Origin of the sequence: Rhizobium sp. AG207R (assembly GCF_027109195.1) — a bacterium.
GTDB lineage: Bacteria > Pseudomonadota > Alphaproteobacteria > Rhizobiales > Rhizobiaceae > Rhizobium > Rhizobium dioscoreae.
Window position 1 is genome coordinate 68179 of sequence record NZ_JAEPVT010000017.1, and the last position, 15454, is coordinate 83632.

13 protein-coding genes are annotated in these 15454 nt (G+C 60.5%); 6 read left to right on the plus strand and 7 right to left on the minus strand.

The features are described 5' to 3' along the window. The first annotated feature begins 13 nt into the window (after nt 1-13). Nucleotides 14-985, plus strand: coding sequence for a hypothetical protein (locus JJQ51_RS30555; RefSeq protein WP_246661904.1), 972 nt, complete (start codon nt 14-16; stop codon nt 983-985). Nucleotides 986-1015: 30 nt separating this feature from the next. On the opposite strand, the gene pncB is transcribed toward JJQ51_RS30555, so the two are convergent. The 7 genes from pncB to JJQ51_RS30590 all read right to left on the minus strand — a co-directional run bounded on the left by pncB (nt 1016) and on the right by JJQ51_RS30590 (nt 10115). Next, nucleotides 1016-2320 (minus strand): nicotinate phosphoribosyltransferase, encoded by a 1305-nt coding sequence (gene pncB, locus JJQ51_RS30560; protein ID WP_113330599.1) that lies wholly within the window; start codon nt 2318-2320, stop codon nt 1016-1018. 204 nt (nt 2321-2524) lie between these two features. Further along, entirely contained in the window at nt 2525-3484 is a 960-nt protein-coding gene (locus JJQ51_RS30565) for a 2-hydroxyacid dehydrogenase (protein ID WP_269245680.1), read from the minus strand. Nucleotides 3485-3495: 11 nt separating this feature from the next. After that, nucleotides 3496-5133 (minus strand): ABC transporter ATP-binding protein, encoded by a 1638-nt coding sequence (locus JJQ51_RS30570; RefSeq protein ID WP_269245681.1) that lies wholly within the window; start codon nt 5131-5133, stop codon nt 3496-3498. Next, the gene (locus tag JJQ51_RS30575; RefSeq protein ID WP_113395902.1) at nt 5130-6284 is read right to left on the minus strand and encodes an ABC transporter permease; all 1155 of its coding nucleotides are present in this window, start codon (nt 6282-6284) and stop codon (nt 5130-5132) included. Before JJQ51_RS30575 ends, JJQ51_RS30570 begins: the two co-directional genes overlap by 4 nt. Next, nucleotides 6284-7375 carry a microcin C ABC transporter permease YejB gene (locus tag JJQ51_RS30580; protein ID WP_269245682.1) on the minus strand — a complete coding sequence of 364 codons (1092 nt, stop codon included), beginning with the start codon at nt 7373-7375 and terminating at the stop codon, nt 6284-6286. The genes JJQ51_RS30575 and JJQ51_RS30580 overlap by 1 nt, the downstream gene beginning before the upstream one ends. 171 nt (nt 7376-7546) lie before the next feature. Next, nucleotides 7547-9385 carry an extracellular solute-binding protein gene (locus tag JJQ51_RS30585; RefSeq protein WP_269245683.1) on the minus strand — a complete coding sequence of 613 codons (1839 nt, stop codon included), beginning with the start codon at nt 9383-9385 and terminating at the stop codon, nt 7547-7549. A 109-nt stretch (nt 9386-9494) separates the two neighbouring features. Next, on the minus strand, nt 9495-10115 hold the full coding sequence (locus JJQ51_RS30590; protein ID WP_269245684.1) for a TetR/AcrR family transcriptional regulator: 621 nt from the start codon (nt 10113-10115) through the stop codon (nt 9495-9497). 52 nt (nt 10116-10167) lie between these two features. Between JJQ51_RS30590 and JJQ51_RS30595 the strand changes: the two genes are divergently transcribed. The 5 genes from JJQ51_RS30595 to JJQ51_RS30615 all read left to right on the plus strand — a co-directional run bounded on the left by JJQ51_RS30595 (nt 10168) and on the right by JJQ51_RS30615 (nt 15454). Next, nucleotides 10168-10737 carry an isochorismatase family protein gene (locus JJQ51_RS30595; RefSeq protein ID WP_113390797.1) on the plus strand — a complete coding sequence of 190 codons (570 nt, stop codon included), beginning with the start codon at nt 10168-10170 and terminating at the stop codon, nt 10735-10737. 143 nt (nt 10738-10880) lie between these two features. Further along, nucleotides 10881-11915, plus strand: coding sequence for a penicillin-insensitive murein endopeptidase (mepA, locus tag JJQ51_RS30600; RefSeq protein WP_269245685.1), 1035 nt, complete (start codon nt 10881-10883; stop codon nt 11913-11915). A 99-nt stretch (nt 11916-12014) separates the two neighbouring features. Next, nucleotides 12015-12395 carry a methylglyoxal synthase gene (locus JJQ51_RS30605; RefSeq protein ID WP_113330590.1) on the plus strand — a complete coding sequence of 127 codons (381 nt, stop codon included), beginning with the start codon at nt 12015-12017 and terminating at the stop codon, nt 12393-12395. 34 nt (nt 12396-12429) lie between these two features. Continuing rightward, nucleotides 12430-13452, plus strand: coding sequence for a glucokinase (locus tag JJQ51_RS30610; protein ID WP_113330589.1), 1023 nt, complete (start codon nt 12430-12432; stop codon nt 13450-13452). Between the two features lie 262 nt (nt 13453-13714). Beyond that, complete coding sequence (locus JJQ51_RS30615; protein WP_442967356.1) at nt 13715-15454, plus strand: ABC transporter ATP-binding protein; 1740 nt, start codon at nt 13715-13717, stop codon at nt 15452-15454.

Consider the following 15454-nt stretch of genomic DNA (forward strand, 5'->3'; position numbering starts at 1 on the left):
TCGGTACTCGGGGATGCGCGTGTTCAATTTCCTGAAAAGGCTCTTCGGCAGAGGCAAGCGCGCGGAAATGCGCCCCGGCCAACCCTATCCGATGCAGGAGCCAGAGAGCGCGGCCGTTGCCAAAACCCTCGATCTCAACATTCCCGACGAAGCTTTGCAGGATGAAGCAGCCTTTGCCGCCTATCTGCAGGAACGCCTGCCGTTCTTCGGAGATCTGATCCGCGTCGATTACGATGCTGCCGCCGGCAGTCTGACGCTGCACAGCCGCAACGGCGATACGATGACGAAATTCCTGAGCAATGCGCTGCTGGCGCTGCGCGAAAAGCGCGGGCCGGCACGCGCGCAGGCGCTCCTCAACTATCTCAACATGACGGAAGCCATGGTCGACAGCGGCGAGCTCGCCAAGGTCCTGCCGGTCCTGAAAGCGCGCGATTTCGTCGAGGTTGCGCGGCAGCAGATGATGCAGGCCGCCAAGGACGAGCCCAATCCGCCGCAATTCGTCTACCTCGACGAGGCCGAAAACCTGATCAAGCTCTTCGTCGTCAACGGCGAGACGACGGTCAACTACGTGATGGCCGAAGCACTCGACGACTGGGGCATCGATGTCCGAGAACTCGCCGAAACGGCACAGGCCAACCTGCAGAAATTCCTTGCCAAGACCGGCGTTCAGATCGCCAAACGCAGCCGGTTCCAATATGTCGAGGTGGACGGCCAGTTCGAGTCCAGCATTGCGTTCCTGCCGAATTTCTGGGCGCAGGTGCAGGAGCAATCCGGCGGCGCCGCGCCGATCGCCGCCTTCCTGTCGCGCGACAAGGTGTTCTTCACGCATGAGAACGATATCGAGGGCCTGCAGCTTCTGGAGCTGATCAGCGCCGATCTCAGCGACGTGCCCTACGTTATTTCGCCGGATCAATATCGCTGGGAAAATGGCCGCTGGACGCTATTTCGCCGTGTCGCCCGGATGGAAGCGGCGATCCGCCACTAGACCTTTTACGCATTGCGGACGGAAAACGCCTTAAACCAGCACTTCCTGATCGACGCGATCCTCTGCACCGAAGAACTTCAGATAACGCTCGACTTCCGCAGGCTCGCCCGTCGCCTTCTGAGGATTGTCCGAGAGCTTCACGGCCGGTCGGCCATTTGCCTCGATGACCTTGCAGACGATCGAAATAGGATTGAGGCCCTTGAGTTCGGTGGGCGCGCAGCCGGCGAAATCGTTGGTAAGGTTGGTGCCCCAACCAAAACTCATGCGGACTCGACCGTCGAAATGCTTGTAGGTGTCGATGATGGCATCGACATCGAGGCCATCGGAGAAGATCAGCAGCTTCTGGCGGGGATCGCGGCCCATCTTCTTCCACCATTCGATGATCTTCTCGCCGCCTTCGATCGGCGGGGCGCTGTCGGGGCGGAAGCCGGTCCAGTCGGCCACCCATTCCGGTGCGTTGCGCAGGAAGGAAGCCGTGCCGAAGGCATCGGGCAGCACGACGAGCAGATTGCCGCCATAGAGGCGGTTCCAGTCACGCAGCACCTTGTAGGGCGCCTTGCCGAGCTCTTCGTCATTTTTCGCAAGTGCTGCGGCGACCATCGGCAGCTCATGCGCATTGGTGCCGACGGCTTCGAGATCGGAATCCATGGCGAGCAGCACGTTGCTCGTGCCGGTGAAGGCGTTGCCCACTCCTTCCTTCAGCGCCTCCACGCACCAACGCTGCCAGAGGAAGCTATGGCGCCGGCGGGTGCCGAAATCGGAAATGCGCAGGCCCGGCAGCTCGCGCAGCCGCTCCACCTTCTCCCACATCTTGGCCTTGGCGCGGGCATACAGCACATCGAGCGTGAAGGGGCCAAGCGCCTTCAACGCCGTACGCGAACGAAGCTCGTTGATGATGGCGAGCGCGGGGATCTCCCACATCGTCGTCTCCTTCCACGAGCCGTGGAAATCGAGAATATACTGGCCGTCGCGCTTCGATAGCTCGTATTCCGGCAGCTGGAAATTCGACAGCCAGGCGAGGAATTCCGGTTCGAAGATCTGGGCGCGGCCGTAGAAACTGTTACCCGCCAGCCAGATCATCTCCTTCTTGGAGAGGCGGAGCGTGCGGGCATGGTCGAGCTGCTCACGCAATTCCTTTTCGTCGATCACTTCTGCGAGGCGGACGCTCTTGGTGCGATTGATAAGCGAGAAGGTGGCATCGACATCCGGATAGAGCTTCCAGATCATCTGCAGCATGAGGAGCTTGTAGAAATCCGTGTCGATCAGGCTGCGGATGATCGGATCAAGCTTCCAAGTATGGTTATAGACGCGGGTGGCGATATCCGTCTTGGTCATGTCGTTCCTGCCCCGTCTCCTGCCCTGCGGACGTCATGCTTTTCGCCAGCGGCGTGCCGGCATGCGGTTGTAGCGCCCTGTTATCAAAAAATGTTGAGCGAAAGTCCAGTCGCTGAAAGAAAATTGATACCAGGGCAAATGGGTCGCATTTTGCCGGCGCCAGCCGAGGCATAAGGCCCCGACCACCGCCATCCGAAGATAGACTTAGTAACCCCGACCGCGATCTACCAGATGCTGCAGCGGTTCGCCGCGTTCGAAGCAGGCGATCTGCTCCTCGACGTAGCGCATCAGTGCCTTTTCGTCAGACACGGCGGAATCATGCGGCGTAATGATGACATTTTCCAGGTCCCAAAGCGGATCGTCCGCAGCCAGAGGCTCGACGGCGAAGACATCGAGCGAGGCGCCGCCGAGGACGCCGGTGCGAACAGCCGAAGCGATATCGGCCGCAACCTGGCTCTTGCCGCGGCCGGCATTGATGAAGATCGGCTTGCCGAGCGGGCCGTTGCGATGCAGCTTGGAAAAGAGCGAAGCGTTGTAAATTCCCGTCGTCTCTGCCGTCAGCGGCAGCAGGCCGACGAGAATGTCGGTACGTGCCAGAAACGCATCCAGCCCGGCGGCATCGAAGGTTTCCATACCGTCGATCTCTTTCTTGCTGCGGGACCAGCCGATGACGTTGAAGCCCATAACTTTCAATTTCGCGGCTGCATCGCAGCCGAGAACACCGAGGCCCATGACGCCGACGGTGACGTCGGCAGCTTCCGGACCATGCTGCGGCGCCCAGACGTGCTGTCGCTGATTCCTGAAATGCCCCTGCACGTCGCGCAGATGCATCAGGCACTGCATCACCACCCATTCGCTCATCCGCGTCGTGAGACTGCGATCCACGAAACGGACCATCGGAATATCGGGCAGGCCAGCAATCGACATCATGGAATCGACGCCGGCGCCGCCCGAGAAGATGACCTTGAGATTGGGCGCGCGCTCGAAAAGATCGGCACCCGGCTTCCACAGCAGCGCGTAGTCGACATGCCTCAGATCCAGCCCCTTGCTGGCGGGGTCAGCGAGATTGATGCTGCCGCGATCGGCAAAAGCAGTTTCGAGTGCCCTGGCGACGGTCTCGGGGTTGAATTTGAGGTCGACGAGAACGGGGCTTTTGGCCGGCATGATGGTGGTCTCTATTGCTGGATGGCGGAGGTTGGCACCGCCTCGATGTTAAAGGCGGCAGCGAGAAGCGCCCTGGTGTAATCCTCTTTCGGCGCCCGGAAAATATCGGCGGATGCGCCCTGCTCTACGACCTTGCCGAAGCGCATGACGATCAGCTCGTTGGCGAGCGCCTTCACCACCTTCAGGTCGTGGCTGATGAAGAGATAGGCTAGATCGTGCTTCTGCTGCAGGTCACGCAGCAAATCGACCACCTGCGCCTGCACGCTCATGTCGAGCGCCGAGGTGGGCTCGTCGAGCATGACGAAGCGCGGCTTCAAGACCATGGCCCGGGCGATGGCGATGCGCTGACGCTGGCCGCCGGAGAATTCATGCGGGAAGCGCCAGCGCGTGGAGGGGTCGAGGCCGACCTCCTCCAGCGCCCAGCAGACGCGCTTGTCGCGCTCATCGGCCGAAAGCGACCGCTCATGTACCTTGAGCCCCTCGGCAATGATCTCGCCGACCGACATGCGCGGGCTGAGCGATCCATAAGGATCCTGGAAGACCACCTGCAGCTGATTGCGCAGCGGCCGCATTTCGCGAAACGAATAGCCGGCTATATCCTTGCCGACGAAGGCGATACGGCCCTTGGAGGAAATAAGCCGGGCGAGCGCGAGGCCGAGCGTGGTCTTGCCTGAGCCGGATTCGCCGACGACGCCGAGCGTCTGGCCAGCGCGCAGCTTCAGATCGATGCCATCGACCGCCTTCACATGGTCGACGACCTTACGCATGAAGCCGGCCTTGATCGGGAACCAGACGCGAATGTCGCTGCCTTCCATGACCACGGGCTTGTTCGTATCGCTCGCCGGCGGTTCACCACGCGGCTCTGCCGCCAGCAGATGGCGGGTATAATCATGCTGCGGCCGCGTGAAGACATCCTCCACCGTGCCGGTCTCCACGATCTTGCCCTTGGTCATCACGCAGACGCGGTCGGCGAATTTGCGGACGATGCCGAGATCGTGGGTGATGAACAGCATCGACATGCCATGCGCACCCTTGAGCTCGCGCAGGAGTTCGAGGATCTGTGCCTGCACGGTCACGTCGAGCGCCGTCGTCGGCTCGTCGGCGATCAGGAGTTCGGGGCGGTTGGCAAGCGCCATGGCGATCATCACGCGCTGGCGCTGGCCGCCGGACAGTTCATGCGGATAGGCCTTGAGCCGCTTTTCCGGCTCGCGGATGCCGACCTGATTCAAAAGTTCCAGCGTGCGGTTGCGAGCGACCTCACCCACCATGCCCTGATGCAACGCCAGGATTTCGCTGATCTGCCGCTCGATGGTGTGGAGCGGATTGAGCGAGGTCATCGGCTCCTGGAAGATCATCGTGATATCGTTGCCGCGCACGGCGCGCAGCTCGTTGTCCGATGCCTTCAAGAGGTCCTTGCCCTTGAACAGGATCTCGCCGGAAGGGTGGCTTGCGGCCGGATAGGGCAAGAGCTTCAGGATCGAATTGGCCGAAACCGACTTGCCGGAGCCGGATTCGCCGACCAGCGCCACGACCTCGCCCTTGCGGATATCGAAGGAGACGCCATCGACGGCGATCGAGGTCTGCCCGCCCTGATGAAAGGCGACGGAGAGATTGCGGACTGACAGCAGCGGAGTGGAATTTTCGCTCATCGGAACGTCTTCCTCGGATCGAAGGCGTCGCGCACGGCCTCGCCGATGAAAATCAGCAGCGACAGCATGATCGACATGGTGAAGAAGGCCGAGAGCCCCAGCCAGGGAGCCTGCAGATTGGATTTGCCCTGGGCGATCATTTCACCCAGCGACGGCGAGCCGGGCGGCATGCCGAAGCCCAGGAAATCCAGCGAGGTCAGGGTGGTGATCGAACCCGACAGGATGAAGGGAACGAAGGTCAGCGTCGCGACCATCGCATTCGGCAGCAGGTGTCGATACATGATGGTGCGGTTGTTGACGCCGAGCGCGCGGGCGGCGCGCACATATTCGAAATTACGCGCCCGCAGGAATTCAGCGCGCACCACGCCGACGAGACCGACCCAGGAAAACAGCAGCAATATGCCGAGCAGGATGAAGAAGCCCGGCGGCAGCACCGAGGCGATGATCAGCAGGATATAGAGCACCGGCATGGACGACCAGATTTCGATGAAACGCTGCATCAGAAGATCGGTCCAGCCACCGAAATAGCCCTGAATCGCACCGGCGCAGACGCCGACGACTGCCGAGCAGATGGTGAGCGCCAGGCCGAACAGTACAGAGATGCGGAAGCCGTAGATCAGGCGTGCGAGCACGTCTCGCGCCTGATCGTCGGTGCCGAGCCAATTAAAATTGCTCCAGTTGCAATTCGGATCGGCGATACCGCCAGGATAGCCCGAGCAGCGTGTCTCCTTGCTCATCGCCCAGAAAGGCGGCGTCGGCGCCGACATTCCTGTGGGAAGGTTGGAATTGGCGGTCTGATAGGAATAATGGATCGGCGGCCAGATCATCCAGCCATGGGCATTGATCTCATCCTGGATATCCGGGGCGCGATAATCCGTCTGCGCCAGGAAGCCGCCGAACTTCTCTTCCGGATAATCGACGAAGACCGGCGCCAGGATCTCGCCCTTATAGGAGACGAGGATCGGCCGGTCGTTGACGATGAACTCCGCGCCGAGGCTGACGACGAACAGGACCAGGAAGATCCAGAGCGACCAGTAGCCGCGGCGGTTTGCCTTGAAGTTCTCCCAGCGGCGCACATTGGTCGGCGAGAACAGTCCCTTGCGCGGCGGCTTCACCGTGGTCGATAGCGTCTGCTGATTGGCTGCATCCATCACACGTCCCTCCGTTCGAAGTCGATGCGCGGATCGATCCAAGTGTAGATGAGGTCGGAGACGAGGCTGACGACGAGGCCGAGCAGCGAGAAGATGAAAAGCGTGGCAAACACAACGGGATAGTCGCGCTGGACGACAGAGAGATAGCTCAGGCGCCCCAGGCCATCGAGCGAGAAGATATTCTCGATCAGCAGCGAACCGGTGAAGAAGGCGGAGATGAAGGCGCCGGGAAAGCCGGCAATGACAATGAGCATGGCATTGCGGAAGACATGGCCATAGAGCACGCGCCGTTCGGAAAGACCCTTGGCGCGGGCGGTGATGACATATTGCTTCTTGATCTCTTCGATGAAGGAATTCTTCGTGAGCAGCGTCGTGGTGGCGAAGGCGGCGAGCGACAGCGAAATCAGCGGCAGCACCAGATGCCAGAGATAATCGAGGATCTTCTGCCACCAGCTGAGATCGGCGAAATTATCCGAGACGAGGCCGCGCAGCGGAAACCAGTCGAAGAAGGAGCCGCCGGCAAAGAGCACGATCAGCATGATGCCGAACAGGAAGCTCGGGACGGCATAGCCGACGATGATGATGCCCGACGTCCAGACATCGAAGGTCGATCCGTCCTGCACCGCCTTGCGGATGCCGAGCGGAATGGAAATGGCATAGGAGAAGATCAGGATCCAGATGCCGAGCGAGATCGACACCGGCAGCTTCTGGGCGATGAGGTCGATAACGGTGGTATTGCGGAAAAAGCTCTCGCCGAAATCGAAGCGGATATAGTTCCACATCATCTGGCCGAAGCGCTCGAGCGGCGGCTTGTCGAAGCCAAACTGCTTGTCGAGCTTGGCGATCAGCTCCGGATCGAGCCCCTGCGCGCCACGATATTTCGAGCTGCTGTCATCTAGGGATTGCTGGGCCAGCGTGTCGGTGCCGCCGGAAAGGCGACCGTTGGCATTGTCGCCCTGCCCGGTCAACTGCGCGATGACCTGCTCGACTGGACCGCCTGGCGCAAACTGCACGATGGTGAAGGAAATCGCCATGATCCCGACAATGGTCGGGATCATCAGCAGGAGACGTCGCAGGATATAAGCGCCCATTAGCCCGCCGCTCCCTCGAAGAGGGGTATGTTCCGCCTCGTCTCAATCCGTCCGTCGATCAAATCATAGTCCCTTCCGCCGGATCGAGACCGGCGCAATAATTTCAGCTTGAAACCATCCGAATCAGCCTCGAGCATTTGGAGCCAGCGAGCCCCTCATTGCAAGAGAGGCTCACTTTCCGGCGCTTTTCGACCACCAGACATCGGGAAAGCCGATCGAGTAATAGGGCAGCTCGGGCAGATGCTCGAATTTGTCCCAATAGGCGATCTTGTTCGTCGTCCCATAAAACAACGGGACAACGTAGTGGTGGGCGAGGAGTACGCGATCAAGCGCCTTGGCGGCAGCAGTCTTTTCTTCGAGGGTCGCGGCAGAGACAAGCTTACCGATCAATATATCGACACCCGGATCGGAAATGCCGGCGTAGTTGCGAGAGCCTTGGCGGTTTGCCGATGCCGAACCCCAGTAATCGATCTGTTCGCTGCCGGGCGGCAGCGCCGTGCCCCACACGTTCCAGGTCGCATCATAGTCGAAGCTGCGAATGCGATTGATGTATTGCGATGAATCGACCGTTCTGAGGGTCGCATCGATGCCAATGCGGCGCAGGTTCTGAACGTAGGGCAGGTTTGATCTTTCCAGCGAAGGACTGCCGAGCAGGATTTCCATCGTGAAGGGCTGGCCGGTCTTTTCGTTGACCATGCGATTGCCCTTCAACACATAACCGGCCTCCTTGAAAAGCGCGATCGCCTTGCGCAGATTGTCGCGCGCCTTCTGCGCGTCGCCGCCTACCGGATTGGTGTAGGGGGTGGTGAAGACTTCAGGCGGCACCTTATCCTTGACGCTGTTGAGGATATTCAATTCCTCGCCCGTGGGCAGCCCTGAAGAGGCAAGCTCGGTGCCGAAAAAGAAAGAGTTGACGCGGCTCAGCTGGCCAAAGGCAAGCGCCCTGTTCATCTCCTCGAAGTCATAGGCGTAGTTCAGCGCCTCACGTACACGCTGATCCTTGAACTGATCGCGCCGGAGATTGAGCACCATCGCCTGCATGATGCCGACCGAACGCAGCGAGTTGGGCAGTTCATCGCGCTTGATGCGGCCGTCCTTGGCGGCGGGAAAGTCGTACGCGGTCACCCAGTGGCTTGCCGACTGGTCCCGCCAGAAATCCGTATTCCCGCCGCGAAAGGCTTCGAATTCCACATCCTTATCGGCGTAGTAGGTGTAGGAAACCGTCCCGAAGTTATTCTGGCCGATATTGACTGGCAGGTTCTTGCCCCAATAGTCATCTCGCAGTTCATATCGGATTGACGATCCTGGCTGCATGGAGACGATCTTATACGGTCCGGATCCCATGACTGGCTCGAGTGTTGTGCGGGAGATATCGCGCGGCTTTCCATCGGCGCCGGCGCTCTCCCACCAATGTTTCGGCACGATCAGCAGCTGGCCGGCAATAAAAGGAAGTTCGCGATTGTTCTTTTCATTGAAGTAGAAGGTGACGTCCCTGTCACCCGTCTTTTCGGCTCGCGTCACGTGGGAATAGATACTGGTCGCGAGAGGATTGAGCTCCTTGGTGCGATCGAAACTGAAAACCACATCATCGGGAGTTACTGGTGTGCCGTCGGCCCATTTCGCCTCGGCGCGCAAGCGGAAGGTCGCGCTCGATATGTCATCGGGATAGGAGACACCCTCGGCAAGCAAGCCATAGGAGATGGCAACCTCGTCATTGGACGACTTCATCAGCGTATCGAAAACCATTGACAATCCGCTAACGGGGTTGCCCTTAAACAGCACCGGATTGAGCGTGTCGAACGTGCCCTCGTCCGAAAGTTTAAGCTCCCCGCCTTTCGGCGCATCCGGATTGACATAATCGAAATGCTTGAAGCCGGGCTGATATTTCAAGTCGCCGAGAATGGCTGTGCCGATGCGGAATTGCGGCTCTTCGGCTTTCGTGGCTAGAGGCATTGCCAGCAGGCAAAAAAGAGAAACGACCAAGCCTGCTTTCAACCGCGACAACGCCATTCATGATCTCCCGATGATTTCTGGAGAATCAGCATAAGGCAAATGAGGGCAAAAAACAGGACTCAATAACGCACCTCTTTGTAAAGAGGCCGAAGACTGTCTCCGGGAATCAACCCTTTGCCGCAGCTTCTTCAAGACGTTTGCGCAACATCAGCCGCAATTCGCCGGCGACGCGGCGATCCTCGGCAGCATCGGGCTCGGCGGCGACGGCGACGACGATGCGAAGCAGTTCGAGCACGATACCCGACATCAGCGCGATATCGTCCGATATCGGCGGCTGCGCCTGCTGCAGGATGCCGGCGATCAGCTCCTTCAGCTCTGCCCGTGAGCGCGCCTTGCGCTCCCTGGGAATATCACGGCGACTGGCCAGTACCGAAAACTCCGGATATTCCTCCATGAAAGCACCGAGCGCATGGAAGATCGCCTCGCCGCTATCGGCAGCGGAAAGGCCGGTGCTCCGCTCGGCTATACCTCGAAGCCCGGCCTTCAATCGCTCCAGGCGTTCGATATGCAGTGCTTCGGCAAGCAGGGGCTTGGTCGGGAAGAACTGATAGAGCGAGCCGATAGAGGAATTTGCCTCGGCCGCAATCTCCGTCATCGTTGCCGCCTCATAGCCCTTGCGCGCGAAAACCTTTGCGGCCGCCTCCAGCAGTATGACGACCCGATCATGGCCGCGCTGCCGCTTCGGCGTGCGCGTCTTCAATTCTTCACTTGATTTTTGTGAGGCCATCCTCATATTTCCATTGTGAGGATATCCTCATATTTTATGGAGCTACCGCCCGATGTCACTTTACGACCCCAAAACTACCGCTCTCGTTTCTATCGACCTGCAAGGCCTCGTCCTCAGCCGGCCGCTCGCGCCCTACTCCGCCCAGCAGATCGTCACCAATACGGTCGCCATCGCAAACAGACTGAAGGCCGATGGCGGAACGACCGTTTTCGTGACGGTTGGATTTTCCGCAGACTATGCCGATGCTGTCAATCAGCCGACAGACGAAAGCTTTGCGCTTCCCCCAGGAGGTTTGCCGCCGGCCGCGCTCGAGGCTCCGGCCGAGATGGCAGCGCTGACGCCTGATGTCGCCATCGTCAAGCGCCAGTGGAGCGCCTTTTACGGCACGGAACTGGACCTGCAGCTTCGCCGTCGCGGCGTCAGGACGCTGATCCTGACCGGAGTCGCCACCAATTTCGGTGTCGAAGCAACCGTGCGCGATGCCTTCGCGGCAAACTACGCCGTCATTGTTGCCGAAGATGCGGTGACGACCTTCTCGCAGGACATGCAGGATTTCGCCTGCACGAAGGTCTTGCCGCGGTTGTCGCGTATCCGCAAGACGGCGGAAATCCTGGCGAACTGATCCATCCGAAGCAAAGGTCTATGCAAGCAAAGGCGACCGCCGGTCGGCCATCTGTCACTGCCGCGGATTCACTTCCATCCTATTTCAGGATAGTCTTACGGCAAATCACTTCGGCTAATGCCGGCCGCCTTTCAAGGATATGCATGGCTTCACTTCTGGCTCGCGCCTTTCGAACGATCGGCAAATTCTCTCTCGCCACCTCGATCGGGATGGGCCTTGTCGCCGGCGATGCGCTGGCGCAGCAGGCCACCCCTTCCCCCGGCAGCGCCAAGGCTGTTTTCGGCGCCGTGACGCTGCCGACGCAGGGACCGCCGCAATCGATCGGCTTCTATGCCAAGGGCTGCCTTGCCGGCGCAGTTGCCCTGCCCGCGGATGGCCCGACATGGCAGGCGATGCGCCTGTCGCGCAATCGTCGCTGGGGTCGACCGGAGACGATCAGCCTGCTCGAGCGCCTATCGCGCGATGCTGCGAAGAATGACGGCTGGCCGGGTCTGCTTGTCGGCGATATCTCGCAGCCGCGCGGCGGCCCGATGATCAACGGCCATGCCTCGCATCAGATCGGTCTCGACGCCGACGTCTGGCTGACGCCGATGCCGCGGCGCAAGATGACGGTGGAAGAGCGCGAAGCCCTGCCTTTCACCACGATGCTCGCCAAGGACAAGTTCCTGACAATCAACGACAAGGTCTGGACCCCGGCGCATGCCCGCCTCTTGATGCGCGCAGCGAGCTATCCGGAGGTCGAGCGCATCTTCGTCAACCCGGCGATCAAGAAGAAGATGTGCGAGACGTGGACGGGCGACCGCAGCAATCTCGGCAAACTGCGGCCGGAATACGGGCACGACTCGCATTTCCATATCCGCCTCCGCTGCCCCGCCGGCTCCGTCGGCTGCACAGGGCAGGCGCCGGTCGCCGCCGGTGATGGCTGCGACAAGTCGCTCGCCTGGTGGTTCGGGCCTGAGCCCTGGGCCAAGCCGAAGCCCAGCGACAAGCCGCCCCAAAAGCCGCGCGAAGTCATGGTTGCCGATCTGCCCAAGGCCTGCCAGGCCGTATTGGCGGCGCCTGCGATTGCTTCCGCACGCCCCACCGCCTCCGGCGCGAAAGCTGCCGACGTTTCAGTGGAGACGGACACAATGCCGGTTTCAGGCGATACGCCGCCCGGTCAGATTCTGCAGCAATAAGTCCTGCACCGTCCTTGCTGGAGGCGTCTTTCAAAACGCGCCCCCTTGGTATAGAAGGCGGGTAAATCGATTGAAAACATCGAGCGGAGCAAGGATTTCATGGCCGGCAGCAAATGCATCGCATTGATCGCGCATGATCAGAAAAAAGATGCGATGGCAGAATTTGCACGGCGTAACGAAGCCGCCCTTGCCGATTGGAATATCGTCGCCACAGGCACGACGGGCGGCCGCGTGCTGGATGCCTGCCCGGACCTCAAGGTCACGCGCCTGAAAAGCGGCCCGCTCGGCGGCGATCAGCAGATCGGCGCGCTCATCGCCACCGGCGAGATCGATATGCTCGTCTTCTTCATCGATCCCCTCACCCCCATGCCGCACGACGTCGACGTGAAGGCATTGACGCGGCTTGCCGTTCTCTACGACATTCCGATGGCGCTCAACGAATCCACTGCCGAGCGGCTGATCAAAACCCTGAACCATTAATCCGCCTTGCCGGCGGCAGACCACGGACCTGGCCATGCCCGAGCTCAATCATAGCGATGCCCCCCTGCCTTTCCCAATCCTGATCGGCGATATCGGCGGCACTAATGCGCGTTTCTCCATCCTCGTCGATGCGGACTCCGAACAGGAGCATTTTCCGGTCGTGCAGACGGCGAATTTCGCGACGATCGATGATGCGATCAAGCTCGCCCTCGAAAACAGCAAGGTTCGGCCCCGCTCGGCAATTCTTGCCATGGCAGGTCCCGTGCAGGGTGACGAGATTCCGTTGACCAATTGCGATTGGGTGATCCGTCCGAAGACGATGATCGCCAATCTCGGCATCGAGGACGTGCTCGTCATCAACGATTTCGAGGCGCAAGCGCTCGCGATCGCCGAGATTTCCGATGAGCATCGCCAGACCATCGGCAAAGCATCCGGTAACATGGTTGCATCGCGCGCCGTGCTCGGGCCGGGCACCGGTCTTGGCGTCGGAGCCCTGGTCCATACCCAGCATCAGTGGGTGCCAGTACCGGGCGAAGGCGGGCATATCGATCTCGGGCCACGCACGGAACGCGACCTGCAGATCTGGCCGCATCTGGAGCCGATCGAAGGCCGCATCTCGGCCGAGCAGGTGATCTGCGGTCGCGGCCTGCAGAACCTCTATCATGCGATCTGCGCGGCTGACGGCATCGAACCGAGCCTGAAGGAGCCAGCTGACATCACCAACCATGCGCTTGCCGGCACCAACAGGCAGGCCGAGGAGACGCTGACGCTGTTCGTCACCTATCTTGGCCGCGTCGCCGGCGATATCGCCATGATCTTCATGGCGCGCGGCGGCGTCTATCTCTCGGGTGGCATTCCGCAGAAGATCCTGCCGGCGCTGCAGAAGCCGGAATTCCGCGCCGCCTTCGAGGACAAGGCACCGCACACGGAGCTGATGAAGACGATTCCGACCCATGTGGTCGTCAATCCGCTGGCAGCACTTTCCGGCCTTGCGATCTATGCCCGCAAACCGACAAACTTTGGCCTTGCCACGGACGGCCGTCGCTGGCGGCGTTGATTGCTTGCCAAACAGCTCATGGTGCGCTGAAACCCGGCGCACCATACTTTTTGAAGGGGCCGGCATCCTCTATAATGGGCGCGGCTCCGCGATCGGCCTTAACCAGCCCGGCAGGCCACGTCTAGCCAAAGCCGTGCTAAGTCTTTAATAGAACCGCGAAAGCACGTGCCAGATGCGGCTCGCTTGGTTCAAGACAGGAAGCCGATTATTGAAATTGCCTGACCCGAAAAGCAAAAACGTCGACAGCGAAGCCATCACCGGCATGCTGAAGCGCATTATCGCCGAGAACGGCCGCGATCATATTCGCGGCTACGCCATCGCGATTACCTGCCTGATCCTCGTTGCGCTTTCGACTGCTTACATCGGCTATATCGTCAAATCTGTCATCGACAGCGCCTTCATCGCCCGCGATATCGTCGATGCCTGGAAAATCTGCTTCAGCATCTTCCTCGTTTTCGTGGTGCGCGGTTTTGCCGGATATTTCCAGTCGGTCATCCTGTCGAAGATCGGCAACAACATCATCGCCCGCTACCAGCGCCGCCTCTATTCGCACCTGATGACACTGTCGGTCGGCTTCTTCAACGAAGCGCGCTCCGCCCAGCTCGCCGCCCGCATCAGCCAGAACGTCTCTGGTATCCGCGATGTCATGAACCTGACGATCACGTCGACGGCGCGCGACCTCCTGACCTTCATCTCCTTGCTCTGCGTCATGGTCTTCCAGGACCCGGTGCTCAGCATCGCATTCGTCGTCATCGCGCCGCCGCTTTTCCTCACGCTACGCTATATTTCCAAGCGCCTGCGCGCTGCCACGCGCGACGCAGTGGTCCTGAACAGCCATGTGCTCGGCGCGATGCAGGAGACCATTCAAGGCGTTTCCATCGTCAAGGCCTTCACGATGGAAGAGGAGCTCGAACGCAAGATCAACAAGCTGATCACCGCTGCAGAGCACCGGCAGAACCGCATCGCCCGTCTTTCGGAGCGCAACGGACCGCTGATCGAAACGGTCGCCGGTTTTGCGATCGCCAGCCTTTTCGCCTATGCCGCCTACCGCTCGATCTACGACAATGTCTCGCCGGGCGTGTTCTTCTCCTTCGCCACCTCGCTGCTGCTCGCCTACGATCCGGCCCGCCGCCTTGCCAAGCTGCAGGTGCAGCTGGAGCGCGCGGTCGTCAACGCGCGGATGATCTATGAGCTGCTCGACATGGAGCCGCGCCAGCGCGACCTCCCCGATGCCAAACCGCTCGTCGTAACCGACGCCCGCATCGAATTTCGCGACGTTCATTTCGCCTATGGCGACGAGGCCGTCCTGTGCGGTGTCAACTTCACGGCCGAGGGTGGCCAGACGACCGCGCTTGTCGGCCCTTCGGGCGCCGGCAAGTCCACTGTCATCAATCTCATCCCACGCTTCTACGATCCCAAGGCCGGCAGCATCTTCATCGACGGGCAGGACATCGCGCATGTGACGAAACAGTCGCTGCGGGAACAGCTCGCCTATGTTTCGCAGCAGCCCTATCTCTTTGAAGGCACGATCCGCGACAACATCCGCTATGGCCGCCCGAACGCGACGGATGCGGAGATCGAGGAAGCAGCGCGCCTTGCCTATGCCCATGATTTCATCGAGGCGCAGCCGATGGGCTACGAGACGCCCGTCGGCGAAAACGGCGTAACGCTGTCCGGCGGCCAGCGCCAGCGCCTGTCGATCGCCCGCGCGCTGGTGCGCAATGCGCCGATCCTGCTTCTGGACGAAGCGACCTCGGCGCTCGACACGGAATCCGAAGCGGCCGTGCAGAAGGCGCTGGAAGAAGCGATGAGCGGCCGCACGGTCGTCGTCATCGCCCATCGCCTGTCGACGGTTGTCCGCGCCGAGAAGATCGTCGTCATGCAGAACGGCCGCGTTGTCGAAGAAGGCAACCACGAGACGCTTGCGACATCGGACAATGGCCTCTACGCTCGGCTCAACAACCTGCAGCTACCGGCGATTTCAAGCAATTCCCGCAAATAG

What these genes read in the sequence shown, in the direction of transcription:
- JJQ51_RS30555 (WP_246661904.1), top strand. Translation starts at nt 14, where the DNA reads ATGCGCGTGTTCAATTTCCTGAAAAGGCTCTTCGGCAGAGGCAAGCGC.
- pncB (WP_113330599.1), bottom strand. Translation starts at nt 2,320, where the DNA reads ATGACCAAGACGGATATCGCCACCCGCGTCTATAACCATACTTGGAAG.
- JJQ51_RS30565 (WP_269245680.1), bottom strand. Translation starts at nt 3,484, where the DNA reads ATGCCGGCCAAAAGCCCCGTTCTCGTCGACCTCAAATTCAACCCCGAG.
- JJQ51_RS30570 (WP_269245681.1), bottom strand. Translation starts at nt 5,133, where the DNA reads ATGAGCGAAAATTCCACTCCGCTGCTGTCAGTCCGCAATCTCTCCGTC.
- JJQ51_RS30575 (WP_113395902.1), bottom strand. Translation starts at nt 6,284, where the DNA reads ATGGATGCAGCCAATCAGCAGACGCTATCGACCACGGTGAAGCCGCCG.
- JJQ51_RS30580 (WP_269245682.1), bottom strand. Translation starts at nt 7,375, where the DNA reads ATGGGCGCTTATATCCTGCGACGTCTCCTGCTGATGATCCCGACCATT.
- JJQ51_RS30585 (WP_269245683.1), bottom strand. Translation starts at nt 9,385, where the DNA reads ATGGCGTTGTCGCGGTTGAAAGCAGGCTTGGTCGTTTCTCTTTTTTGC.
- JJQ51_RS30590 (WP_269245684.1), bottom strand. Translation starts at nt 10,115, where the DNA reads ATGGCCTCACAAAAATCAAGTGAAGAATTGAAGACGCGCACGCCGAAG.
- JJQ51_RS30595 (WP_113390797.1), top strand. Translation starts at nt 10,168, where the DNA reads ATGTCACTTTACGACCCCAAAACTACCGCTCTCGTTTCTATCGACCTG.
- mepA (WP_269245685.1), top strand. Translation starts at nt 10,881, where the DNA reads ATGGCTTCACTTCTGGCTCGCGCCTTTCGAACGATCGGCAAATTCTCT.
- JJQ51_RS30605 (WP_113330590.1), top strand. Translation starts at nt 12,015, where the DNA reads ATGGCCGGCAGCAAATGCATCGCATTGATCGCGCATGATCAGAAAAAA.
- JJQ51_RS30610 (WP_113330589.1), top strand. Translation starts at nt 12,430, where the DNA reads ATGCCCGAGCTCAATCATAGCGATGCCCCCCTGCCTTTCCCAATCCTG.
- JJQ51_RS30615 (WP_442967356.1), top strand. Translation starts at nt 13,715, where the DNA reads ATGCTGAAGCGCATTATCGCCGAGAACGGCCGCGATCATATTCGCGGC.